The organism is Bacillus sp. JNUCC-22 (genome assembly GCF_018861275.1).
GTDB lineage: Bacteria > Bacillota > Bacilli > Bacillales > Bacillaceae > Bacillus > Bacillus velezensis.
This window is the reverse complement of the sequence record NZ_CP076408.1, coordinates 3417475-3440197: the sequence shown is the minus strand read 5'-3', so window position 1 is coordinate 3440197 and position 22723 is coordinate 3417475. Positions and strand designations below refer to the sequence as shown.

The window sequence follows — 22723 nt, the reverse complement described above, 5'->3', positions numbered from 1 at the left end:
AACAGCCCAATTTAAAAGGAGTGAAGGGAATATGAAAAACGCAAGCGACATCCATATGATGAGCCGCGGAGAAAAAGGCTCACCTGAGGATCAGATCTATCAAGTCTCAACAATGACATCTCTGCTGGACGGAGTATATGACGGAGATTTTGATATGGCTGACATTCCGAAGTTCGGTGATTTCGGAATCGGCACGTTCAATAAACTGGACGGCGAATTAATCGGATTTGACGGAGAATTTTACCGTCTGCGCGGCGACGGAACGGCTACGCCTGTTAAAGGCGGAGACCTGTCACCATTCTGCTCATTCACATTTTTCACGCCTGATATGACGCATACGATCGACGGCGAAATGACCCGTGAAGAATTCGAGCAGGAAATCGCCAGCCTTCTGCCTAGTAAAAACTTATTTTATGCGATCCGTTTAGACGGCGTATTTAAAAAGGTGCAGACAAGAACGGTAGAACGCCAGGAGAAACCGTACGTTCCGATGATCGAAGCGGTGAAAACACAGCCTGTGTTCAACTTTGACGACATTCAGGGTACAATCGCCGGCTTCTGGACGCCGGGGTACGCAAACGGCATCGCTGTTTCCGGATATCACCTGCACTTCATTGATGAAGGACGCAATTCCGGCGGACACGTATTTGACTATGTCATTAAAGATTGTAAAGTGACCATTTCTCAAAAAATGAATATGAACCTCATGCTTCCGAATACGGCGGACTTTTTCAACGCAAATTTAGATAATCCGAATTTTGCGAAGGATATCGAAACAACCGAAGGAAGCCCGGAATAAATTAAAAAAGAAAGCCCCATTTTTCTCGGGGGCTTTCTTTTTATTTGGCTGAACCGGCAAAGATTAGGTAAAATACAGTCAAAAGGGAAAGGTGTGGTAGCTGTGAAAGTATTGGTATTAGCGGTTCATCCTGACATGAACAACTCAGCGGTCAATAAGGCGTGGACAGAAGAATTAAAAAATCATGATGAAATCACGGTCCGTGAGCTTTATAAAGAATATCCGGACGGGAAAATAGATGCGGAAAAGGAACGGCAGCTGTGTGAACAGTATGACCGGATCGTATTTCAATTCCCGCTGTATTGGTACAGTGCGCCTCCGCTTTTAAAAACATGGATGGATCATGTGCTGGCGTATGGCTGGGCTTACGGCTCCAAAGGAAAGGCGCTGCACGGCAAAGAATTGCTGCTGGCTGTTTCCGTAGGTGCCGGAGAGGATGCATATCAGGCAGGCGGGTCTAACCATTTTTCACTGAGCGAGCTCTTAAGGCCGTTTCAGGCAATGGCTAATTTTACGGGTATGACCTATTTGCCTGCTTTCGCGATGTACGGGGTTAGCAGCGCCGATGCTGCGGCTATCCGTGACAATGCCAAACGCCTGGCGGATTACATAAAGAAGCCATTTTAGAGTCGTATGCATTCATCTTCATCCGACAATATTTCCTGAGAAATATTTCGAACCTTAGACGTTTCTGACTGCTCAAGAAAGAAAAAACGGATTTCGCGCTGAATTTGCGAAATCCGTTTTGATATTATGTCAGTTTTTGCAGATCTTTTGTGCTGATATATCCCGTTGCGCCCCCGTAATCGACAAGCGCCCAGCCGAAGTCAATGCCGCCGCCGGCTGTCTTTTTCCATCCGAGGAAAGAAACGCTCGTGTTTTTAGCAAGGGAAGCTTTGACCGCTTGTTTGTCTGTATATACTTTTGTTTTTGCCGTTGTTTTTACGGTTGTTGCTTCTTTAACAATATAATGAGTAGATACAAATCCTGTTTTTCCGTTTTTATAATGTACTTTTGCCCAGTCAGCGTTCTGGAATGAAACGATCTTTAAGCTGTCGCCTAAATGAAGGGTATCAGCTCTCGGACTGGCTGCTGATGCTTTTGTTCTGACGTTCAATGCTTCCGCGGAAACGAGATAAGAGTCAAGCGGGTAGCTGTACAGATCGTCAATTTTGACCGCTTCTTGCGCGTGTGTCTCGGGAAGAGGCGTTATTCCGGCAGCTGAGGCCGCTGATATTCCCGCTGCAAGGGTCAGAATGGATGCCGCTTTGGCTGTTTTCTTCATCTGTATCTCTCCTTTTACTTCATCCTTTCACGTTTTACCGGAAGTCTAAACATCGGCCGATTATTTTTGTGTTTGAAGTTTCAATGGAGCGGAAATGGTTTTTTTGACTTTTTCTCCTTTGAGCACCTGCTCCGCCGCTTCGGCCGCCAGTTTTCCGATCAGCTCCGGCTGCTGGGCGACCGTGGCTGTCAGCTTTCCGTTTTTAATGGAAGAAATCGCATCTTTATTTCCGTCGAAACCGACGACCAAAATGTGTTTGCCTGAGCTGTTAATCGCTTCGAGCGCCCCAAGTGCCATTTCATCATTATGGGCGAACACGGCTTTGATATCCGGATGTCCCTGCAGAAGGTTTTCCATGACGGTCAATCCTTTTGTACGGTCAAAATCCGCCGCTTGCTTTGTTACGACATCCAGCTTTTTGTCGGCAATATGATGAAAGCCCGTTCCGCGTTCCCGTGTCGCGGATGCGCCCGGCACCCCTTGCAATTCAGCCACTTTGGCGCCTTTTCCGAGCTGATCGGCGAGGTAGTCAGCCGCCATTTCTCCTCCTTTGACATTGTCAGAGGCGACAAGCGTTTCGACTTTGCCGTTTTCGGCTGAACGATCAAGCGCAATGACGGGAATGCCGAGGGAATTTGCCGATTCGACGGCTGTTGAAATCGCTGATGAATCGGTCGGATTGATCAGCAGCGCATCGACTCCCTGCTGGATCAAATCTTCTACGTCATTTGACTGTTTAGATGAATCATTTTGAGCATCGACAATAATGACCTTCATGCCCCGTTTTTTGGCTTCCTTTACAACGCCTTCTTTTAATGAAACGAAGAACGGATTGTTCAATGTGGAGACGGAGAGCCCGATAGTGAATTCTTTTTTATGTTTTGTGTTTGACGGTTTTGCCCATTGTGGCGGTTCAAGTGAACAGGCGGACAGCAAAAACAGTGATAATGCCGCGATCGTGATGATGGCTTTCTTCATAATGGTCCTCCTACTATGCCGATTTTTTGCGGTCCAGCAGCACCGCGATTAAAATGACGATTCCTTTGACGACGAGCTGATAAAAAGATGATACGCCGAGAAGGTTCAAGCCGTTGTTCAGCGTACCGATAATCAAAACCCCGATCAGCGTACCGATGATGCGCCCTCGACCGCCGGACAGGCTCGTTCCGCCGAGAACGACCGCTGCGATGGCGTCCAGCTCGTATGATTCCCCGGCCGTCGGCTGTGCGGAATTTAAGCGTGATGTCAGAATCGCTCCCGCCAGCGCCGATAATAAACCTGTCAGAGAATAGATCATGATCTTGATGCGGGGCACTTTGATTCCCGATATCAGCGCCGCTTTCTCATTGCCGCCGATGGCGTATGTCCGGCGGCCGAACGGTGTTTTGTGCAGAAGAACCCACAGGGCCGCAAATGCAATCAGCATCGTAATGGCAGGTACGGGAATGCCGAGAAAATAACCGCGCCCGAACAATTGAAATGCGTAATTTGAACCGAGCCCCGTAATTGGATTTCCGTCCGTATAGACGAGGGTCAGTCCGCGAAAGACGGTCATTGTCGCCAAAGTGGCGATGAACGGCGCCATTTTTCCTTTTGTAATTAATAATCCGTTTATCATGCCGAGTACGGCGCCGATCACGCAGCCGATGATGACGGCTAAGATCGGGTCGATGCCTGAGACCATCATACCTGCGACCAATGCGCTCGATAAGGCGAGGATGGCTCCGACAGAGAGATCAATGCCTCCCGTTAAAATGACAAACGTCATTCCGAAAGCAATCAGAGCGTTAATCGCAACCTGCCGAAGAAGGTTGAGAATATTGAGGGGTTCAAGAAAACTCGGGTTTAAAACGGAAACGATCAGCACAAGAATCAGTAAGCCGAGAAACGGACCGAGTTTTTGCGTAAAGGTATGAATGGAAAATCGCTTTTGTTCAGTTGATGTCATTGGTTCAGTTTTCATACTGCTGCCCTCCCGTGGCAAGTGTCATGATGTGTTCTTGTGTTGCGCCGGCCGCATTGATTTCTCCGCTGATGCGCCCTTCGTGGACGACGATGATTCTGTCACTCATGCCGAGAATTTCCGGCAGCTCGGAAGACACCATGATGATGGCGACTCCGCGATCGGTCAGTTCATTCATTAATGAATAGATCTCCCTTTTCGCGCCTACGTCGACGCCTCTTGTCGGTTCATCAAGGATGAGAACTTTCGGGCCGATTCCGATCCATTTGGCGATGACGACCTTTTGCTGATTTCCTCCTGATAAATGCCGGGCGGCGGTTTCCGGAGATGCGGTCTTAATGGTCAGACGCTTGATGAGCAGCTCAACGAACTCCGCCTCGCGTTTTCGGTCAATGATGCCTTTCGGAGAGAAGCTGGTCAGGTTCGGCAATGAGATATTTTCACGAATGGACGTATCCAGCAGCAGCCCTTCATCTTTGCGGTTTTCCGTAATCAGGCCGAGTCCCTTGCGGATGGCATCGTACGGACGCCGAATGCCGGTTTTTCGGCCGGAAATCCAGATTTCTCCGGAATCGAGCCGGTCAATTCCGAACAGCGCCCTCATGATTTCTGTCCGTCCGGCACCCATTAAGCCGGAAACGCCGAGGATTTCTCCGGCGCTCACATGAAAACTGATTTGTGAAAAGCTTCCTTTTTTTGAGGCGTTTTTCACTTCGAGCACCTTATCGCCGAGTGACGGCGTGCGAGTCGGATACCGATCGGTCAGCTCCCGCCCGACCATTTTTTTGACCACTTCATCAAAATTAGTGTCTTTAATATGCGCCGTATCGACAGTGAGGCCGTCCCGCATAATGGTGATCCGGTCGCAAATCGAAAATATCTCTTCCATTCGGTGCGAAATATAGACGATGGATACGCCGTTCCGCTTTAACGCCGTCATCACGTCAAACAGTTTGCTGATTTCCCGTTCGGTCAGCGCCGCGGTCGGTTCGTCCATAATAATGACTTCGGCGTTTGTCATCAGCGCTTTGGCAATCTCAATCATCTGCTGCTGGCCGACGGAACATTGTCCGGCTTCCCGGTCAAGAGGAAGAGAGACTCCCAGTTTTTCAAGCTGTAATTTTGCTAGCGCTTTCATTTTCTTCGTTTCCAAAACGCCGAACGCCGTCGTCAGCTCTTTGCCGATAAAAAGGTTTTCAAGCACCGTCATGTCCGGCCATATATTCAGTTCCTGATGGATAAAGGCGATTCCGTGCTTTTCGGCTTCCTTTGGATTGGAGAAGCTCATATTTGTTCCGTTTATCGTAATGTTTCCCTTGTCGAGCCGGTAGAGCCCGGTGAGCAGATTCATTAACGTCGATTTGCCCGCTCCGTTTTCTCCCATTAAAGCGTGGATTTCTCCCGGCAGAAGCTCAAATGAGACGCCGGAGAGCACTTGGTTTTTGCCGAATGCTTTATGAATGTCTGTCATGCTGATGTGCATGCTGGATCCCTTCTTTCTAGAAAATCACACCCGCCTGCAGGATGCAGTTGGCGTATGGTGTCATTTCACCCGTTCGGATGACGGCTTTTGCTTTCTGTGTGAGCCGTTTGAATTCCTCGTGGGACATGTACTCGATCGCCTGCGCTGAGAAATGGCTTTCTATGAAACTTGCATTCTCAGGGTTTGCGTCTTTGATGTCAGAGGCGGCTATCACCTTTTCGACTGCCATCTCCCCGGCTACCAGGCTGGTCACGTCCCGAAAGGCGGGAACGCCCGCCGTTAAAGACAAATCAATTTTAGGGACACCGTCAGGGACGGGGAGACCCGCATCGCCGATTGCGATGAGGTCTGTATGCCCGAGATCGGCCAATACTTTGGCAATGTGGCTGTTTAACATTCCGTGTTTTTTCATGACAGCAGCTCCTCAACTTCTTTTCTGGCCGGCATCCCGCCTTGGGCGCCGAAGTGCTGCACGGACAGGGAGGCGGCGCGGTTGGCAAACAGGAGCGCTTGTTCAATGTCCCGTCCTTCCGCGAGTGCGACGGCAAGTGCCGCATTAAAGGTATCGCCGGCTCCCGTCGTGTCGACCGCTTCTGCAGGGAAGGCGGGAACAAGCCGTTCCGCGGTGCCGTCTGAGTAGCGTACGCCTTGTTTTCCTTCGGTAATGAACAGTTTGCCGGGATAGCCGGCGAGCGCTTCTTCTTTCGTCCGGTCAGGAAATAAAATGGATGCTTCATGTTCGTTCGGCGTAAGATATGCGGCATCCTCAATCGTCGATTGTTTCAGCGGCCGGGCCGGCGCGGGATTCAGGATAACTGGAATTTGCTGCGCGCGGCAGTAGCTGCACACTTCTTCAACGGTTTCTTCAGGAATCTCCTGCTGGATCAGCACGATATCAATGCCGGGAAGTTTTGCTAGCGCACTTTTGGCATAATCGGGGGAGATGTCATCGTTTGCGCCTTTTACGACGACGATGCTGTTGTCTCCTTCTGCGAGCACAATATGAGCTGTTCCGCTTTTTTTGTGTGTAACCGTTTCCATATAGTCCGTATTGACACCGTTTGCCTTCAGGTTTTCAATAATCGCTTTTCCGTAGCTGTCATTGCCTGCTTTTCCTACCATATATACGTTTGCGCCCAGGCGGGAAGCGGCTACGGCCTGATTTGCGCCTTTTCCTCCGGGCACGGTTTGAAAGTCTGTGCCCAGTACGGTTTCTCCGGCTTTCGGACGCCGTTCAGATGTAACGACTAAATCCATAGAACAGCTTCCGATAACACAAATTTCACTCATGGTGATCATCCTTTCTCGTCGTTTGTCTTCTTATGTAAGTCACGGGCAGTTGAATGGCCGTCTCTTTCGGCGGCTCTTTCTTTATCAATTGCAGCAGCAGGTTTGCCGCTTGTTTTCCCATCTCATATGCAGGCTGGCGGATGGTTGAAAGAGGCGGAAACAAAAGCCTGCTCTGCGGAATATCGTCGTATCCGATGATCTGAATCTCCTCCGGAACTTTTTTGCCGAGCCGCAGCGCCTCATGGAGAACAGCAGCCGCCGCAATGTCGTTGCTGGCAATGACTCCGTCGGTTTCCGGGTATGCTGCAAACAATTCTTCTGCTAAAATGGCGGCATCCTTGATGGAAAATGAAGCGGCGGAGATGACATTGAACTGCGCGCCCGCTTTTTGCAGCACGTTAAGTGCGCCGTTAAAACGTTCCTGAGCGGTCGGAAGGTGGGCTGGGCCTTTGACAAGCGTGATGCTTGTGCTTTTGCCGCGAAGCATTTCCTCAGCCGCCCGTTTTCCGCCTGCCCGCCCGTCACTGAATACGGATGGGGCGCCTTCTTTTGTCCGGTCCAGAAATACGACCGGGTAAAGGCTGCCGCTGTATTCGGGAAGGTCGGGGTAATGGGTGGCCGCCAAAATACCGGCAACTTGATTTTGTTTAAATGTTTGCAGGTAGTCGAGTTCTTTTTCCAATTCTTCATCGCTGTTGCCGATGATCAGCCGGTATCCTTCCCGCTGCAACTCGTCTTCAGCGCCGCGGGCAAGCTGAGGGAAAAAGGGATTCGTAATATCCGGAAGCAAAAGCCCGACCAGTCTGGATTCTCTTTTATAAAGAGAGCGGGCAACTTCATTCGGATAATAATTCAGCTTCTCCATGGCAAGCATGACCTTCGTTCGTGTATCTTCATGCACGTAGCCGTTGTCATTGAGGACACGCGAAACCGTGGCAACAGAGACGCCGGCAGCGCCTGCGACATCTTTAATCGTTGCCAACAAACACTCCTCCTTCAACTATGTAACCGTTTACATAAAAAGAGTAACACGAATCATTTCGGTTGGCAACAAAAAAAGAGACCGCGGTCTCTTTTAGTTCACGATGCCGATTTGTGAGATACTCACTTTGATATCAGGGATTATCTCGATGGAAGGATAGACCCCACGCCAATTGAGCCGCTTGCCCCGCTCATAATAATGGGTTTGATATTTCCGGCCGATGCCGAGGATATCCGAGTTGTGCTCCTGAATATGGCTGATCACCGATCTGGCCTGGCTGTTCAAATTTGCTGAGGCTTGTTTGTTTATTTGGTCGATTGCCGTATAAGAATTCAGCTTGTCCTTTGGATATTCCAAGACGCGTGCATTCAGCTTTAAACGGATTTTCACTTTTATATGCTGCGGATCTGTATCTATAAATACAATCTTTCGCGTGGCATCCGTGATGCCGAGAGAAAGATAATTTTCAATATCCATTTTGTATTTGTCCCACAGCTTCAGATTAATATTAGCCGATTTATTAAATTGCCCGCTTAAAAGGGTCAGGAGGGTCGAATCCTGACCGAGCACCTCAGTCACTTTCCGCTGGCCGCTGAACAGGGCAGAACCCTCTACCTTTATCGTCTGTCCGTTAATCGATAAATAAGGAAGGGCGAAATCCTTATCAGCCGTCAGCATGCTTGAACGGATGGATTGCAAATTTTCCATGCTGATATTTGATTCCGCATTAGCGCTTGTTAATAAATTCGTTAAATACTTGCTGACGATCAATTTCTGCCGGACGATCAGCTTCAGCACTTCAATCGCCTCGCCGTCTTTTACAACCGCCGGATGAGCGAGAAGCGGGCTTTTCGGATCTCTGTAAAAGACATCGAGATAAGGAAAAAGCGGTTTTTTCGCCATTTTCTCACCGATTAATAAGACTCTTTGCTTGGACGTGTCAATGCGCTGATCGACAAGCTTATCCAATTGAAACCGCGCTTCACGGATGGTGTGCCCGGAAGCGCTGAGCACCGTCGTAATGAATGAGCCGCCCGTTTCCTGTTCCGCCTGGGAGGACTGAACCTTCCGATAGGTGATGCCGATTTTATTTTTACCGTTATGATCAACATCAAGGCTTGCGGTCAGCACGAGAGAAATATCTTTCAGCAAATTTTGATCCCAGCAGCCCGCAAGTGTCAGGCTTGCGCACATGAGACTGATAAGAACCGCTTTTTTAATGCGCATGGCGGACACCCTTTTTACGTACAAGGACAATCAATACCATAAACAACGGAAACAAATACACAAACACAATATCGGAAATGCGGAAAAACTGATCCAGCTGCTGTATCGTTTTATCTGTGCTTGTGGCCCAAATAGACAGAAGGAAGACGAGCAGGGCCAGCGGATAAACAAACCGGCTGTGATCTTTTTGATTGAACAGCTTGGCGATGCCGGTGCTTGCCAAGTAAAACACGTTGGCCAGCGTTGAAAAGACGGTCACGAACCAAAACGTCAAAAAGAGCAGATCCGTCCGTTCGATAATTCTGAATGAAACGGTTTTTAACAGGTACAGAACAGGCTCCGGGATCATTTTTATTTCTTCGGGGCTGATTGTGACAAAGCAAGTAAGGGTGATATACAGGTAGTAAAGGATAATCAAGATGTTTGAAATCGTCAGTATTTTGTAGCGCTGGCTGACGGTGCAGTTGATAAGGGGCCCGATCACGAGCGCCGCCTGAAAGCCGGTAATGCTGACAAGCGTTTGCTGCACCCCGGTAAGCATGTCTTTTGCGGTTCCGTGAAAAATCGGCATAATGTATGTGATATCGGCTTTTCCCAGCGTGTATAAAATCGGCAGAGAGATCAGCAGCAAAAACGGCGTTAAGATAAAGCTGAACCTGGCGATCGCATTCAGCGGGGCTTGGGCGATATAGACGGAACCGAGGATCAGCATTAAGCTGACCACCCAATTCGGAGTCTGCGGGAGCACCCAGATATCCAATATCCGTGTAAATACAGAAAGAATGAGCGTGCAGAGAAACGCGAAATACAAAATATACAGCACCTGCACCCCTTTGCCGGCAAGTGTTCCGAACACCTCCTCCAGCATTTCGTACAGGTTCAGCTTCGGAAACCGGTGAAATAATATCATATACAGGCTGAATGTAAGCTGGACGAGCAATCCGGTAAGCAGAATGGAAATCCATCCGCTGCTTCCCGATTTCATCATCAGTAAATGGGGCAGCGCCAAAATGCCGATGCTGATCTGCGTCTGATTAATGAAAAACACGCCTTGAAGCCGGCTTATTTTTTTAGGCTTCATCTTTTCTCCACCCCCGAACATGTTTCATCTGCTTTGAGTCTTGCGGTCTCAAATAAAAAGGCCTTCTTTTAATAAACCAAGCCGGCAGCCGGATAAATGCATCCTTCAAGTCGCTGAAATGAAACGGCGTCAGAGATGATAAATAAGGAACGCCGAGTGATTCAAGCTTGCACAGGTTCATCAGAATAAGCCCGAAGCCGAGTGCGATGCCGATAAAACCGAACGAGGATGCCAGAAACATAAGCGGAAATCTGAGCGTTCGGATGGACGTGCTCATTTCATATGAAGGAAGCACAAAAGAAGATACGGCCGTAACGGCTACGACGATAATCATCATATTAGAAATGAGTCCCGCCTGAACGACTGCGTCACCGATCACGAGACCGCCGACAATGCCGATCGTCTGACTGATCGGTTTCGGCAGCCTGATACCGGCTTCGCGGATCAGTTCAATTGTAATCTCCATAATCATGGCTTCTATCAGCGGAGGGAAGGGAATATCAACAATCGAATTTTTCATGGTGATAATCAGATCGTTGGGAATGACTTCGAAATGAAACGCAATCAGCGCGATATAAAAAGCGGGCAGCGTAATCGCGATCATAAAGGCGAAAAATCTCAGCACTCTTAAAAAACTGGCGGAAATCCATCTCGTGCTGTAGTCATCCGGAGATTGAAAAAAAGAAAAGAATGTGATCGGCGCAATCAAAGCCGACGGGCTCCCGTCCATCATGATCAGCACACAGCCTTCCATCACGCATGCTTTTGCTTTATCCGGCCGTTCCGTATGAATGATCTGCGGAAAAATGGAAAACGAATTATCTTCTATTGATTCCTCGATAATCCCGGGCGCAAGCACGCTGTCTATACGCAGGTATGACAGGCGCCGCTTCACTTCCTCCACAATCTCCGGATTGGCGATATTCTCAACAAAGATAACCGCAACCTTTGATTTGGCTCTTTCTCCGATATCCATATAATGAACGGAGAGATGGCGGTCCTGTATGTGAAACCGCAGCTGATGAATGTTCGTTTCCAAACTTTCCACAAACCCGTCATGGGCGCCGCGGACGATACTTTCAGATTCGGGTTCCATAATGGAACGCAGCGGATTCTGCCCGACGGAAAACAGCTTCGCTTTCCTCGATGCATCGCTGAGAAAAACAACCTGGCCTGCCAAAATCCCGTCAATGAGTTTTCTGGTTTCATCCGTTTCCGCACTGCTGACGGCATTCATCGTTTCCTCAAGCGGGCCGTTCTGCATGGTGTCGCTTAACAGAAACTCATTCAGCTTCTGTTCTTCTATCATTTGTTCAATATAAAAGAAAGCGGTATGACGGTCCTGCAGTTTGATCCTTCGTATTTTAAAATCACCGCAAACACACATCAGCTCCTGCATTTCCCGTACAGCCGATTCAAAATCGCCGGGAATCCGTTTGTTTTGTTTATCCGCAGACATCAGACCGCCTCCTTTCCCGGTTATCTGTAGTTTTCAGCGGGTATTCCTTTTTTATGCATTTTATAAAATAGAGGAGCTCCTCGATGTTTTACCAAGAACTTCACATTTATGGATGAATATTTCTTGAACGAATATAAAGATTTATTAAAATTATTTCAAAAGAGGGATAAATGTCCTGTAAATGGTTTAAAAGGAGAAAGGCTTTCCGCATATAAAATGTGTATTTCTTGTAAACACTCCGGACCCGTCTTATTCTGTCATGTACCAGTCATTCCGCTAGTTATTTTGGAATGGGACTGAAAGCAGGATACGGGGGAAAAATGAATGACTTTAAGACCTTATCCTTAACAAAACAGGCAGTCTGCACACAGCGGACAGAGAGTCCCAAAACGTATGCGCAGTGCGAAAAACGCTGATACAAACGGGCTGGAAAAGATGGATTATCATTACATCTTTTTCTTCCGGAACGCGAATAGTTCCATTGGTCCAAATGAATTTCTGTGCGTAAATGTAAACGCATTCATTTTTCTTTTGAAAAATTGAAGTAAGGTTGAAGTCCTGCCTATTCCCAAAAAAAGCAATTCGATAATAGGAAGAATAGCGTCACTAATAGAGAAGTTTGGCTCAGTGAAAGCGGGAACATTATGTTACATAATGCCGATTGAGAATTCATAGTGAAGCTATATACTGATGAATGAATTTATCAATACAGAAGGAGATGTCAAAAATCAATGTGGTTACTCATTATAGCCTGTGCTGCCGTACTAATCATCGGAATCATTGAAAAAAGGCGGCATCAGAAGAATATCGATGCTCTGCCAGTACGCGTCAATATTAATGGTATCCGCGGAAAGTCAACCGTAACGAGGCTGACGACCGGAATACTGATGGAGGCGGGCTACAAAACAGTCGGAAAAACGACGGGAACAGATGCAAGGATGATTTATTGGGATACACCTGAGGAGAAACCGATCAAACGGAAACCGCAGGGCCCGAATATCGGCGAGCAAAAAGAAGTAATGAAGGAAACCGTAGAACGGGGCGCCAATGCCATTGTCAGTGAATGTATGGCGGTAAACCCGGATTATCAGATTATCTTTCAGGAAGAACTCCTTCAAGCCAACATCGGCGTCATCGTGAATGTGCTTGAAGACCATATGGACGTCATGGGGCCGACGCTTGATGAAATCGCTGAAGCATTTACCGCGACGATACCGTATAACGGTCACCTTGTCATTACAGACAGTGAATACACAGACTTCTTTAAAGAAAAAGCCGCAGAGCGAAATACCGAGGTCATTATTGCGGATAACTCTAAAATTACAGATGAATACCTTCGTAAATTTGAATATATGGTCTTTCCTGATAACGCTTCCCTTGCGCTCGGCGTTGCTCAGGCTCTTGGGATAGATGAAGAAACGGCGTTTAAAGGAATGCTGAATGCGCCGCCTGATCCTGGCGCTATGAGAATCCTGCCGCTGCTCAGCACGAAGGAGCCCGGTCATTTCGTAAACGGCTTTGCCGCAAATGATGCATCTTCTACTTTGAATATATGGAAACGTGTAAAGGAAATCGGCTACCCGACAGATGAACCGATCGTTATCATGAACTGCCGCGCCGACCGTGTGGACAGAACGATTCAGTTCGCAAACGACGTGCTTCCGTACATTAAAACGAAGGAACTCATACTCATCGGCGAGACGACAGAACCGATCGTCAGAGCTTATGAAGAAGGCAAGATTCCTGCCGATACACTGCACGATCTGGAATATAAATCAACAGACGAAATCATGGACGTGCTGAAAACAAGAATGCAAAACCGTGTCATATATGGCGTCGGCAATATCCACGGTTCAGCGGAACCATTAATTGAAAAAATTCAAGAGTATAAGGTGAAACAGCTCGTTAGCTAGGAGGAAAAGGATAAATGTTCGGATCAGATTTATACATCTCACTTATTTTAGGCGTGTTAATCAGTTTAATTTTCGCGGAAAAAACAGGTATCGTACCTGCCGGTTTAGTCGTGCCGGGTTATTTAGGGCTCGTTTTTAACCAGCCGGTATTTATTTTACTCGTATTGTTAGTAAGTCTTCTTACATACGTGATCGTCAAATACGGTTTATCCAGATTTATGATTTTGTACGGACGCAGAAAATTCGCAGCTATGCTGATAACGGGAATCTGCTTAAAAATCGCCCTTGATTTCCTTTACCCGATCGTACCGTTTGAGATATCAGAATTCCGAGGAATCGGTATCATCGTACCGGGTCTGATCGCCAATACCATTCAGAAACAGGGATTAACGATTACATTTGCCAGCACGCTGTTCTTAAGCGGCGCAACTTTTGCCATTATGTTTGCTTACTACTTAATCTAATGTAAGGTGTGTCAAACGATGAAAAAACAATTAAGCTTTCAAGAAAAACTGCTGAAGCTGACCAAACAGCAGAAAAAGAAGACCAATCTTCACGTTTTTATCGCGCTGCCGATCGTCTTTTGCCTGATGTTCGTCTGCATTCTGACAGGGAAGGCGGAAACGCCGAGTGTGAAAAGAAATGCCGATGACCTTGTATCAGCCTCATTCGTCGGAGATATTATGATGGGCCGGAATGTCGAGAAAGTGACAAAGCATAAAGGCACGGAGAGTGTCTTCCGTTACGCAAAGCCATTCTTCGAAGCATCCGACTATGTGTCGGGGAACTTTGAAAACCCGGTTACATATAAAAAGAACTACAAAGAAGCAGAAAAAAATATCCACCTTCAGTCAAACAAAGATGCCGTAAAAGTATTGAAGGACATGAATTTCACCGTTCTCACGGCAGCCAACAACCATGCGATGGATTACGGCCCTCAAGGAATGCGGGATACGGTTGAAGAGTTTTCAAAGCAAAATCTTGAACTTGTCGGCGCGGGCCTCACGCTGAAGGAAGCCGAGCAGAACATTTCTTATCAAGATGTAAACGGAATCAAAATCGCAACACTGGGTTTCACCGATGTTTCCGGAAAAGGCTTTGCAGCTAAACGAAATGCGCCGGGTGTGCTTCCGGCCGATCCAGAGCTGTTTATTCCGATGATTTCTAAAGCCAAAAAGAAAGCCGATCTTGTCATTGTTCAAACACACTGGGGACAGGAATACGATAATGATCCGAATGACAGACAGCGCCAATTGGCAAGAGCAATGTCAGATGCCGGAGCGGATATTATCGTCGGACACCATCCGCACGTGCTAGAACCGATCGAAATGTACCACGGCACCGTTATTTTCTACAGCCTGGGCAACTTCGTATTCGACCAGGGGTGGACAAGAACGAGAGACACGGCGCTTGTTCAATATCATCTGCAGAAAAACGGCACGGGACGCTTTGAAGTCACGCCGATGAATATTCATGAAGCAACACCTGCACCGGTTAAAAAAGGCAGCATCAATCATAAAACGATCGTACGTGAACTGACGAAAGAATCGAATTTCGATTGGAGCGTCAAGGATGGAAAATTAACGTTTGATGTGGACCACAGCGATATCTTAAAAAAGAAAGCGGAGTGAAAAACAAATGAAAATCATTAAAGCGGGATGGCCGTTTGCCGCGATCATTATGGTATTTATGTTTATGTCAGCGTTTAAATACAATGATCAGCTCACAGATCAGGAAAAACAAAAAATTGACACGGAAATGCAAAAGATTCAGCAAGAGGACACAGCGAGCGCAAAATAAGCGCATGATTCCGCTTGCCGGCATATTGTTTGTTCCGAATCCAGTAAAGAATGCCCATATCGGGCATTCTTTTTTTGTGTGCTCTCCTAAACATTTGTTAAAAGTTACCGATGTAAAAACTACTAAAAATGAGGAGAGTGAATAGAAAACATGCTCACAAGCTGGAGGAAGTACATCCTTGCCGGCCTTATGATTTGTCTTGTGGCACCCGCAGTAACGAGAACGGAAATTGCTGAAGCGGATTCTCAAGTTTCTGTCCTGATGGTTTCAGACGCGCAAAAACTTGTCGGAAATAAATATGTTTACGGAGGCGAAGAGCCTGAGGACGGTTTTGATCCGTCCGGATTGATCCATTATCTTTTCAGCAGGCAGAACATCCATCTGCCGAGAACGGTAAGTGATCAATGGAAAGTCGGAACCGCCGTCAAAGAAAATGACCTTTTACCGGGAGATCTTGTGTTTTTCAAAAAGTCGGATTCAACACAAAACGCGCCCGTCCATGACGGTCTTTATATCGGAAACGGAGAGATGATACACAGTTCTCCGTCAGAAGGCGTAACCGTCACACGGTTTCAAAAAAGCAGTTATTGGATGAATTTATATCTTGGCGCAAAGCGGATTACAAAAGATCCGGAACTGGCTGATGATCCGATCGTTCAGGAGGCAGCCCGTTACCTCGACATTCCGTATGTATTCGGCGGAAGCACGCCCGAGGAGGGATTCGACTGTTCGGGGCTGGTCCAATATGTTTTTGAAAACAAGCTTCACATTTACCTGCCGAGATCAGCGGAACAGCAGTGGCTGGTCGGTGAGAAAATCAAACTGAGCGGCATAAAGCCCGGGGACGTGATTTATTTCAGCGACACGTATAAAAAAGGAATTTCCCATGCGGGCATTTATGCGGGAGAGGGAAGGTTCATCCAAGCAAGCCGCTCCGAAAAAGTCACCATTTCTTACTTGTCGGAAGATTACTGGAAAAAACATTTTACAGGTGTGCGCCGATTCAGCAATTTAGCCATTTCTAAAGAAAATCCCGTTGTGTCCACAGCGGCCGATCATATCGGAATTTCTTATCTGAAAGGCGGCGTTTCACCGGAAACCGGCTTTGATACGGCGGGATTTGTTCAATACATCTATCAAAAAGCGAAAGGAATCAGCCTGCCGCGTTATGCGGACAAGCAGATGCAGGCGGGCGTTCCGGTCGATAAACAAGATCTGAAGCCCGGCGATCTGGTCTTCTTTAAAGCGGAAAGCCTGAATCCGGCCATTTATATCGGGAACGGACAAGTGATTCATGTCACCGTGTCCGCAGGCGTTACCATAACAAATATGAACACAAGCGCTTATTGGAAGGACAAGTATGCGGGCGGCATCCGGCTTCCGTAAAAAAAGACGTCAGAGAGTGTCTCTGACGTCTTTTTCTTTTACCGTTTCGGCGCTCTGTATCCGGCCGCTACCGCATCCTCTATGGAACAGAACATTTCCGCGGGATCTGTCGTCCGGTCGTAGTATGTACTTCCCGGCGTGTGATAAATGCCGTTCCGGCTGCCTTTAATGTCGCATCCCTGTGAGGTGCCGGCTGCTTTCGTTTCGGCATGTCCGCCGGAGGAAGGGGCGTTGTTTTGCGCCGTTTCCGCGTTTTCGGATGTTTTTGTTTCTGCTTTCTGCCGCTTTAAAGTTTTATTTTCTGACTGAAGCGTTTCAGCGGTCTTTTCGAGCTTCTTTTGTGAATTTTTTAATTTCTCATTGTCTTGTTTGAGTGATTTGTTTGTTTTTTTCAGCTCGCTTATCTCTTGGCTGAGTTTGCTGAGTTTTTCTTCATTGCCGGCTTCGGCTTCGGATTTCTCCTTTTCGGCCGCGGCACTGATGCTTTCATATTTTTTCTCAAGCGCCTGGTGTTCCTTCGTCAATTTTTGATAGGCGGTATCAAGGGTGCTGTATTTCTCCTCTGCCTTCTCGGCCGAGGCGTCCGGCTCTGCGAGGGAGGCGCCGGTCAGAAGCAGGATAAATCCGCCGATGAGAAGGGGCCAAAACAACTTTTTTGAAAAATGTTTTTCTTTTTTTGCCGCTTTGCATATGAGATGGAATATTCCGTATCCGACTGCGCAGAGAAAAGCTAAACATCCTATAATAGCGATTGCATTCGACATCATGAAACTCCTTTTTTCTTTATCTTACAATTTATTTTCATTTTTGGGAATTTCTTTTTTTGGAAACATGAAAAACCAGGCCGTGAAAGACCTGGCTTTTGCCTTTTATTGATCGTTGTCGAGAAGCCGGTTGATGAAATATGCGACGCCGTTTTCATCGTTGCTTTTTGTAATATACGTGCTTTTTTCCTTCAGTTCATCAATCGCATTGCCCATGGCGATGCGGTTTCCCGCCGCTTCAAACATGGAGAAATCATTCGGGCTGTCGCCAATGGCGTAAATATCCTGTTTTTCAATTCCGTACAGTGAGGCAAGCTCCGTCAGAGCACGTCCCTTTCCGGAACCGGCAGGGAGGATTTCGATAATGTGTTTCCCGGAAGATGTCTGGGATAATTTCGGATGATGTGTAATTTCTTCTTTGGCGTTTCTCAGTTTTTCCATATCAAAAGAGAAACAAAGAAGCTTGTAAACATGTTCGTCTCCGTTAAAAATCGCCTGTATATCCTGTACGGGTTTAATGCCGAATTGTTTGAACTGCGTCTTTGCGCCCTCCCATAATGTCTGGATATCTTCCTTGGGATTGGCGCTTTTCAGAATGTCCAGTTCTGCCTGCAGTTTGGACTCGCCGTCAAATGGGGACAGCAGATGATCATCTGTATAGACCTCAAAGTAAATGTCTTTGTCCGTTAAATAAGCGGCGATATTCTTCCCAGCCTGCTGATCCATTAAGAGCCGGCTGACGAGGCGGTATCCTTTGTCATGGACTGTCCCGCCGTTTGCCGCAATGATCGGAATATCCAAATCCTTTAAGAGCGCTTTTACATCAAACGTGGCTCTGCCCGTGCAGATGGCCACGAGAATGCCCGCTTCATCCGCTCTTTGTAAAGCCGCTCTGTTTTCCGGAGAAATCACACTGTCTGAGTTCAGTAATGTGCCGTCTAAGTCAATGGCTATCAATTTCATATGTATGGATGCCCTCCTTAAAAATAAAGCTGCTTCATGTAGTATGTTCAGCTTTGTGCGAAATCAGCAGAAAGCCGTCAGTTAAAAGGCTATACCTTCATGTCCTTTTTTTCAACAGAAAAACGGCGGGATTTGCTAATCCCGCCGTGACATCTTACGCGTTTAAATCATTTTTTAATTTCGTTTTCACTTCTTGAAGGTTTTCCTCATTCAGCTTGAAGTAATAAATATTTTTGCCGTACTGAGGAGTGTAAATATAGCTGTCTGAACCTGTCAGCTGCAAAGAATCCACCGATTTCAGCGATGTGATAAACGGGAACAGACCGATGGCGTCATTAAGAGATAAGTTCATTTTTAAGTTTTTCCCTAAGCTGTCGACGATATCGTCATAAGATGGGATCGAGCTTAACGATTTAGATTTTTTAATAATGGCGCTCAGCACTTCCATCTGTCTTTGTCCGCGCATCAGATCGGTGTCCGCTTTGCGTGTTCTTACATAAGCCAGTGCCTGCTCACCGTCAAGCGTCTGGACGCCCGGCTTCAGCACGACTTTTCCTTTTGTATCGACTTTAATACGATCGGCAATTTTCTGGCTTTTCACATTTACCGTAACGCCGTTCAACTCATTGACGACATCGCGGAATGCGTCGAAGTTGCTCTCAACCACATAATCTACCGGAATATCAAGCATGTTTTCTACTGTTTTATAAGTTAAATTATAACCGCCGTAAGCATGTGCGTGCGCGAATTTGTCATAGCCGTGTCCCGGGATGTTGACATAGGAATCCCGCGGAATGCTGAGCATCGTCGCTGTTTTCTTTTTCCGGTTGAAGGTGACGAGCACGTTGGCGTCACTTCTTGCGTCATCTACTGATTCGCCCTTATTGTCACGGGCGTCTATTCCTAAAAGCAATACGGTGAAAGAATCCTTCTTTGGGTCAAATTCTTTGATCCGTTTTACGGACTGGTCGCCGCGGTCAAGGCTGACGTGCGCTTCTTTGGTCGCATTATTCAATTTCACAAATGCGTAGGTGCCGACGGAACCGGCGATCACCAATAAGAAAGCGGCGAATACCAGTACAAATTTCACCCATTTTCTGAGGCGTCTTTTCTTTTTTCTGCGTTGAGATCGTTCTTCCATATCATTACCTCTCGTTTCTATTCTTTGTGAAGCGTACCATAATTGTTGACTTGGAGCAACTCTGCAAATGAGAAAATTCCAAATCTTTCTCTCTATTTCGACAACATCTACTGTTATTTTTGCATCAGGTTCACATTATATTGGACGGCAGGAAGCGGGAAATGTTTCGTCGCTTTGTAAAAAATAATTAGTAAAATAATGGATATTAACGGTGCGGAAGGTTTGAAACGGACGGAAACAGGTAAAAGAAGCAGTAGAACAATTCCGCGCGTTACAGCGTTGGATGAAGGGAGTCTACATAACATGAAAAGCATACACTCGAATAAATGGCTCTATTTTTTCGGCGCACTCGGCGGCGCGTTATACGGATATGATACCGGAGTCATTTCCGGAGCTATTTTATTTATGAAAAAAGAACTGGGACTGAACGCCTTTACAGAAGGCCTCGTCGTCAGTTCGTTATTGGCGGGGGCGATTCTCGGATCGGGGTTTGCCGGCAAACTGACCGACCGGTTCGGCAGGCGGAAGGCCATCATGGGAGCTTCGCTGCTGTTTTGTATAGGCGGTTTAGGAGTCGCTTTTGCCCCGAATACAGAGGTGATGGTTCTTTTCCGGATCATTCTCGGACTGGCTGTCGGAACATCTACAACGATCGTTCCGCTCTATTTATCGGAGCTGGCTCCGAAGCATAAACGAGGGGCGCTTTCTTCGCTGAATCAGCTGATGATTACGGTCGGAATCCTCGTTTCTTATATCGTGAACTATATATTTGCCGATGCAGGCGCTTGGCGCTGGATGCTTGGACTTGCGGTTGTGCCGTCAGTCATTCTGCTGATCGGAATCCTATTTATGCCGGAAAGCCCGCGCTGGCTGTTTACGATCGGCAAAGAAGAGAAAGCAAGAGAAATCCTTTCATCATTGCGGGGAACGAAGAATATTGATGATGAGATTGATCAGATGAAAGAAGCGGAAAAGGAAAACGAAGGCGGCTTGAAAGAATTGTTTGAGCCGTGGGTGAGACCCGCGCTGATTGCCGGCCTCGGACTTGCCTTTTTGCAGCAATTCATCGGGACAAATACAATTATTTATTACGCCCCGAAAACATTTACCAGTGTCGGGTTCGGCAATTCCGCGTCTATATTGGGAACGGTCGGAATCGGCGCCGTCAATGTCATCATGACGCTTGCGGCTATTAAAGTCATTGATAAGATCGGCCGGAAGCCGCTGCTGCTGGCCGGTAATGCGGGCATGGTCATCAGTCTGCTCGTATTGGCCGCGGTCAATCTTTTCTTTGAACATTCAGCAGCCGCATCATGGACAACGGTGATTTGTTTAGGCCTGTTTATCGTTGTATTTGCGGTCAGCTGGGGGCCTGCCGTGTGGGTCATGCTTCCTGAATTATTCCCGCTGCATGTCCGGGGTATCGGGACGGGTGTCTCCACTTTGATGCTGCATGCCGGAACATTGATTGTCTCATTAACCTATCCGATGTTAATGGAAGCAGTCGGCATCAGCTATTTATTTCTCATTTATGCCGCGATCGGGATACTGGCATTCCTGTTCGTCCGGTTTAAAGTGACCGAGACGAAGGGGAAAAGCCTTGAAGAAATTGAGCAGGATCTGAAAAGCCGTAACGGAGGCTCGGGATCAGAATCAAATCGGCGGACAGTTCATCCGTAATATTCAGTTTTAGGGGGCGGTTATTCACCGGCCCCTCAAAACGGATGCCGTGCGGGCGCCCGGTCACATAAATGACGGGGATATGTCATACGTTGTATAAAGTCACGATAAAGGCGGGGATGCCGGTGAAAACGAGTATTATTATCCTTACATATAATGAACTTGAGCTGACGAAAAAATGTCTGGCCAGCATTGAACGATACACCGACAAAGATAAGATTGAACTGATTATAGTTGACAACGGTTCCTCAGACGGAACGAGAGAATACATATCAAATCTGCCTGACGTCAAAGTCATCCTAAATGAAAAAAACCTCGGGTTCGCCAAGGGGTGCAACCAGGGAATCGAAGCGGCAGGGGGAGAAAATCTGCTGTTTCTGAACAACGATACGATGGTCACGAAAAATTGGCTCACCTCCATGCTGAGGGTGCTGTATCAATCTGAAAAAACCGGTATGGTCGGGCCTGTCAGCAACTATGTCAGCGGCGCGCAAATGATCCACGACGCATATCAATCGCTTGATGAGCTGGAGTCATTCGCGGAGGCATATTGCGCACGGGAAAAGCATCATACAAAGCGGGTGCTGCGCCTTGTCGGCTTCTGTCTTCTGGTGAAAAGAAGCGTCATTGAAGACATCGGCCCGTTCGATGAACAATTCGGATACGGTTCTTTTGAAGATGATGACTTATGTCTGCGGGCCCTGCAAAAAGGCTACAGCCTGCACATCGCCCTCGATGCTTTTGTGCATCACCACGGGCACGCGACGTTTACGGCTAATCAGGATATCAATATCAATCAGTTATATTCGGAGAACCGCCAGCGTTTTACGGAAAAATGGGGCACTGATTTTACGTACTTTACTCATCCGAGACCGGAAATTGCGGAGCTCGTTCCCCGGGAGGCGAAACGGATACTTGATGTCGGCTGCGGTGCGGGAGCTACGGGGCTGGAACTTCAAAACAGACAGCCTTGCGAACTGTACGGAATAGAGCTGCACCCGCTGGCGGCGCAAGCGGCAAAAGGGCATTATAAAGCGGTTCTGCAGGAAGATGTCGAAGAAGTGAACCTGCCTTATCCGGAGGGTTTTTTTGATTGCATCATTTTCGCCGACATCCTTGAGCACTTAAAAGACCCGTGGCGCGTCATTGAAACGTACTCATCCTATTTGTCGCCTGCCGGATCAATCGTTTGCAGCATTCCGAATATTTCCCACGCCGAAGCGCTGTTCCCGCTTCTGCTCGGTGACTGGACATACAGAGACGCCGGCATTCTCGACCGCACCCACTTGCGGTTTTTTACGCCGCAGACGGTGCGCACGCTCTTTCCGGAAGAGACATTTGCTGTGAAAAAGCAGTCCTATACGTATGTTCACGTGGATGAGCGGGTGCAGCTGTTTTTACAGGAAATCACACGAATGGCGCAATCGATGCAATTTCCGGTGACACAGCTGCCCGAACAAAGCCGGATTTATCAGATTCTCCTCCGTGTCGAAAAAACAGGCTGAAG

General features: G+C 47.4%; 22 protein-coding genes. 9 read left to right on the top strand and 13 right to left on the bottom strand.

All coding sequences use genetic code 11. From position 1 onward, the window contains the following. Positions 1 to 31: 31 nt before the first annotated feature. Both budA and JNUCC22_RS16800 read left to right on the top strand, forming a co-directional pair. The gene (budA, locus tag JNUCC22_RS16805; RefSeq protein WP_124935051.1) at positions 32 to 799 is read left to right on the top strand and encodes an acetolactate decarboxylase; all 768 of its coding nucleotides are present in this window, start codon (positions 32 to 34) and stop codon (positions 797 to 799) included. 102 nt (positions 800 to 901) lie between these two features. Beyond that, positions 902 to 1426: an NAD(P)H-dependent oxidoreductase gene (locus JNUCC22_RS16800; protein ID WP_020956445.1), complete on the top strand. Its 525-nt coding sequence runs from the start codon at positions 902 to 904 to the stop codon at positions 1424 to 1426. Positions 1427 to 1550: 124 nt separating this feature from the next. Here JNUCC22_RS16800 and JNUCC22_RS16795 read toward each other — a convergent pair whose 3' ends face one another. The 10 genes from JNUCC22_RS16795 to JNUCC22_RS16750 all read right to left on the bottom strand — a co-directional run bounded on the left by JNUCC22_RS16795 (position 1551) and on the right by JNUCC22_RS16750 (position 11569). Next, entirely contained in the window at positions 1551 to 2084 is a 534-nt protein-coding gene (locus JNUCC22_RS16795; RefSeq protein WP_024085887.1) for an SH3 domain-containing protein, read from the bottom strand. Between the two features lie 60 nt (positions 2085 to 2144). After that, positions 2145 to 3062, bottom strand: coding sequence for a ribose ABC transporter substrate-binding protein RbsB (gene rbsB / locus JNUCC22_RS16790; protein ID WP_216061938.1), 918 nt, complete (start codon positions 3060 to 3062; stop codon positions 2145 to 2147). Between the two features lie 13 nt (positions 3063 to 3075). After that, complete coding sequence (gene rbsC, locus JNUCC22_RS16785; RefSeq protein ID WP_012118605.1) at positions 3076 to 4047, bottom strand: ribose ABC transporter permease RbsC; 972 nt, start codon at positions 4045 to 4047, stop codon at positions 3076 to 3078. Beyond that, positions 4037 to 5530, bottom strand: coding sequence for a sugar ABC transporter ATP-binding protein (locus tag JNUCC22_RS16780; RefSeq protein WP_216061937.1), 1494 nt, complete (start codon positions 5528 to 5530; stop codon positions 4037 to 4039). The genes rbsC and JNUCC22_RS16780 overlap by 11 nt, the downstream gene beginning before the upstream one ends. Before the next feature lie 16 nt (positions 5531 to 5546). Continuing rightward, positions 5547 to 5942 carry a D-ribose pyranase gene (rbsD, locus tag JNUCC22_RS16775; protein ID WP_216061936.1) on the bottom strand — a complete coding sequence of 132 codons (396 nt, stop codon included), beginning with the start codon at positions 5940 to 5942 and terminating at the stop codon, positions 5547 to 5549. Beyond that, positions 5939 to 6820: a ribokinase gene (gene rbsK / locus JNUCC22_RS16770; RefSeq protein ID WP_007407520.1), complete on the bottom strand. Its 882-nt coding sequence runs from the start codon at positions 6818 to 6820 to the stop codon at positions 5939 to 5941. Before rbsK ends, rbsD begins: the two co-directional genes overlap by 4 nt. Further along, a complete protein-coding gene (locus JNUCC22_RS16765; protein WP_216061935.1) occupies positions 6813 to 7802 on the bottom strand; it encodes a LacI family DNA-binding transcriptional regulator in 990 nt (329 codons plus the stop codon). The genes rbsK and JNUCC22_RS16765 overlap by 8 nt, the downstream gene beginning before the upstream one ends. A gap of 93 nt (positions 7803 to 7895) precedes the next feature. Then, on the bottom strand, positions 7896 to 9029 hold the full coding sequence (locus JNUCC22_RS16760; RefSeq protein WP_216061934.1) for a Ger(x)C family spore germination protein: 1134 nt from the start codon (positions 9027 to 9029) through the stop codon (positions 7896 to 7898). Continuing rightward, positions 9019 to 10110 (bottom strand): GerAB/ArcD/ProY family transporter, encoded by a 1092-nt coding sequence (locus tag JNUCC22_RS16755; protein WP_216061933.1) that lies wholly within the window; start codon positions 10108 to 10110, stop codon positions 9019 to 9021. The genes JNUCC22_RS16760 and JNUCC22_RS16755 overlap by 11 nt, the downstream gene beginning before the upstream one ends. Next, on the bottom strand, positions 10100 to 11569 hold the full coding sequence (locus JNUCC22_RS16750; RefSeq protein ID WP_150941472.1) for a spore germination protein: 1470 nt from the start codon (positions 11567 to 11569) through the stop codon (positions 10100 to 10102). The genes JNUCC22_RS16755 and JNUCC22_RS16750 overlap by 11 nt, the downstream gene beginning before the upstream one ends. 731 nt (positions 11570 to 12300) lie before the next feature. Here JNUCC22_RS16750 and pgsB point away from each other — a divergent pair. The 5 genes from pgsB (at position 12301) to JNUCC22_RS16725 (ending at position 16668) form a co-directional block, all read left to right on the top strand. Beyond that, on the top strand, positions 12301 to 13482 hold the full coding sequence (pgsB, locus tag JNUCC22_RS16745; protein WP_003151337.1) for a poly-gamma-glutamate synthase PgsB: 1182 nt from the start codon (positions 12301 to 12303) through the stop codon (positions 13480 to 13482). 14 nt (positions 13483 to 13496) lie between these two features. Then, on the top strand, positions 13497 to 13946 hold the full coding sequence (pgsC, locus tag JNUCC22_RS16740) for a poly-gamma-glutamate biosynthesis protein PgsC (RefSeq protein WP_003151340.1): 450 nt from the start codon (positions 13497 to 13499) through the stop codon (positions 13944 to 13946). An 18-nt stretch (positions 13947 to 13964) separates the two neighbouring features. After that, entirely contained in the window at positions 13965 to 15113 is a 1149-nt protein-coding gene (locus JNUCC22_RS16735; RefSeq protein WP_007614174.1) for a CapA family protein, read from the top strand. A gap of 7 nt (positions 15114 to 15120) precedes the next feature. After that, complete coding sequence (locus JNUCC22_RS16730) at positions 15121 to 15282, top strand: extrachromosomal elements maintenance protein EdmS (protein ID WP_088461759.1); 162 nt, start codon at positions 15121 to 15123, stop codon at positions 15280 to 15282. 150 nt (positions 15283 to 15432) lie between these two features. After that, the gene (locus tag JNUCC22_RS16725) at positions 15433 to 16668 is read left to right on the top strand and encodes a C40 family peptidase (RefSeq protein ID WP_059367682.1); all 1236 of its coding nucleotides are present in this window, start codon (positions 15433 to 15435) and stop codon (positions 16666 to 16668) included. A 38-nt stretch (positions 16669 to 16706) separates the two neighbouring features. Here JNUCC22_RS16725 and JNUCC22_RS16720 read toward each other — a convergent pair whose 3' ends face one another. From JNUCC22_RS16720 to JNUCC22_RS16710, 3 genes are all read right to left on the bottom strand, one after another. Continuing rightward, positions 16707 to 17432, bottom strand: coding sequence for a sunset domain-containing protein (locus tag JNUCC22_RS16720; protein ID WP_216061932.1), 726 nt, complete (start codon positions 17430 to 17432; stop codon positions 16707 to 16709). Positions 17433 to 17537: 105 nt separating this feature from the next. Next, complete coding sequence (locus tag JNUCC22_RS16715; protein WP_150941471.1) at positions 17538 to 18395, bottom strand: Cof-type HAD-IIB family hydrolase; 858 nt, start codon at positions 18393 to 18395, stop codon at positions 17538 to 17540. Between the two features lie 154 nt (positions 18396 to 18549). Continuing rightward, entirely contained in the window at positions 18550 to 19536 is a 987-nt protein-coding gene (locus JNUCC22_RS16710; RefSeq protein WP_007407510.1) for an LCP family protein, read from the bottom strand. A gap of 303 nt (positions 19537 to 19839) precedes the next feature. On the opposite strand from JNUCC22_RS16710, the gene JNUCC22_RS16705 reads away from it, so the two are divergent. Together JNUCC22_RS16705 and JNUCC22_RS16700 are read left to right on the top strand one after the other, a co-directional pair. Beyond that, the gene (locus JNUCC22_RS16705) at positions 19840 to 21216 is read left to right on the top strand and encodes a sugar porter family MFS transporter (RefSeq protein WP_216061931.1); all 1377 of its coding nucleotides are present in this window, start codon (positions 19840 to 19842) and stop codon (positions 21214 to 21216) included. Positions 21217 to 21308: 92 nt separating this feature from the next. After that, positions 21309 to 22721, top strand: a complete 1413-nt coding sequence (locus JNUCC22_RS16700; protein WP_169509940.1) for a bifunctional glycosyltransferase family 2 protein/class I SAM-dependent methyltransferase — start codon at positions 21309 to 21311, stop codon at positions 22719 to 22721. The last annotated feature ends 2 nt before the right edge of the window (positions 22722 to 22723 follow it).

What these genes read in the sequence shown, in the direction of transcription:
- JNUCC22_RS16780 (WP_216061937.1), bottom strand. Translation starts at nt 5,530, where the DNA reads ATGCACATCAGCATGACAGACATTCATAAAGCATTCGGCAAAAACCAA.
- rbsC (WP_012118605.1), bottom strand. Translation starts at nt 4,047, where the DNA reads ATGAAAACTGAACCAATGACATCAACTGAACAAAAGCGATTTTCCATT.
- budA (WP_124935051.1), top strand. Translation starts at nt 32, where the DNA reads ATGAAAAACGCAAGCGACATCCATATGATGAGCCGCGGAGAAAAAGGC.
- pgsC (WP_003151340.1), top strand. Translation starts at nt 13,497, where the DNA reads ATGTTCGGATCAGATTTATACATCTCACTTATTTTAGGCGTGTTAATC.
- JNUCC22_RS16715 (WP_150941471.1), bottom strand. Translation starts at nt 18,395, where the DNA reads ATGAAATTGATAGCCATTGACTTAGACGGCACATTACTGAACTCAGAC.
- JNUCC22_RS16720 (WP_216061932.1), bottom strand. Translation starts at nt 17,432, where the DNA reads ATGTCGAATGCAATCGCTATTATAGGATGTTTAGCTTTTCTCTGCGCA.
- rbsK (WP_007407520.1), bottom strand. Translation starts at nt 6,820, where the DNA reads ATGAGTGAAATTTGTGTTATCGGAAGCTGTTCTATGGATTTAGTCGTT.
- JNUCC22_RS16730 (WP_088461759.1), top strand. Translation starts at nt 15,121, where the DNA reads ATGAAAATCATTAAAGCGGGATGGCCGTTTGCCGCGATCATTATGGTA.
- JNUCC22_RS16755 (WP_216061933.1), bottom strand. Translation starts at nt 10,110, where the DNA reads ATGAAGCCTAAAAAAATAAGCCGGCTTCAAGGCGTGTTTTTCATTAAT.
- rbsD (WP_216061936.1), bottom strand. Translation starts at nt 5,942, where the DNA reads ATGAAAAAACACGGAATGTTAAACAGCCACATTGCCAAAGTATTGGCC.
- JNUCC22_RS16750 (WP_150941472.1), bottom strand. Translation starts at nt 11,569, where the DNA reads ATGTCTGCGGATAAACAAAACAAACGGATTCCCGGCGATTTTGAATCG.
- JNUCC22_RS16735 (WP_007614174.1), top strand. Translation starts at nt 13,965, where the DNA reads ATGAAAAAACAATTAAGCTTTCAAGAAAAACTGCTGAAGCTGACCAAA.
- rbsB (WP_216061938.1), bottom strand. Translation starts at nt 3,062, where the DNA reads ATGAAGAAAGCCATCATCACGATCGCGGCATTATCACTGTTTTTGCTG.
- JNUCC22_RS16795 (WP_024085887.1), bottom strand. Translation starts at nt 2,084, where the DNA reads ATGAAGAAAACAGCCAAAGCGGCATCCATTCTGACCCTTGCAGCGGGA.
- JNUCC22_RS16725 (WP_059367682.1), top strand. Translation starts at nt 15,433, where the DNA reads ATGCTCACAAGCTGGAGGAAGTACATCCTTGCCGGCCTTATGATTTGT.
- JNUCC22_RS16760 (WP_216061934.1), bottom strand. Translation starts at nt 9,029, where the DNA reads ATGCGCATTAAAAAAGCGGTTCTTATCAGTCTCATGTGCGCAAGCCTG.
- JNUCC22_RS16705 (WP_216061931.1), top strand. Translation starts at nt 19,840, where the DNA reads ATGAAAAGCATACACTCGAATAAATGGCTCTATTTTTTCGGCGCACTC.
- pgsB (WP_003151337.1), top strand. Translation starts at nt 12,301, where the DNA reads ATGTGGTTACTCATTATAGCCTGTGCTGCCGTACTAATCATCGGAATC.
- JNUCC22_RS16710 (WP_007407510.1), bottom strand. Translation starts at nt 19,536, where the DNA reads ATGGAAGAACGATCTCAACGCAGAAAAAAGAAAAGACGCCTCAGAAAA.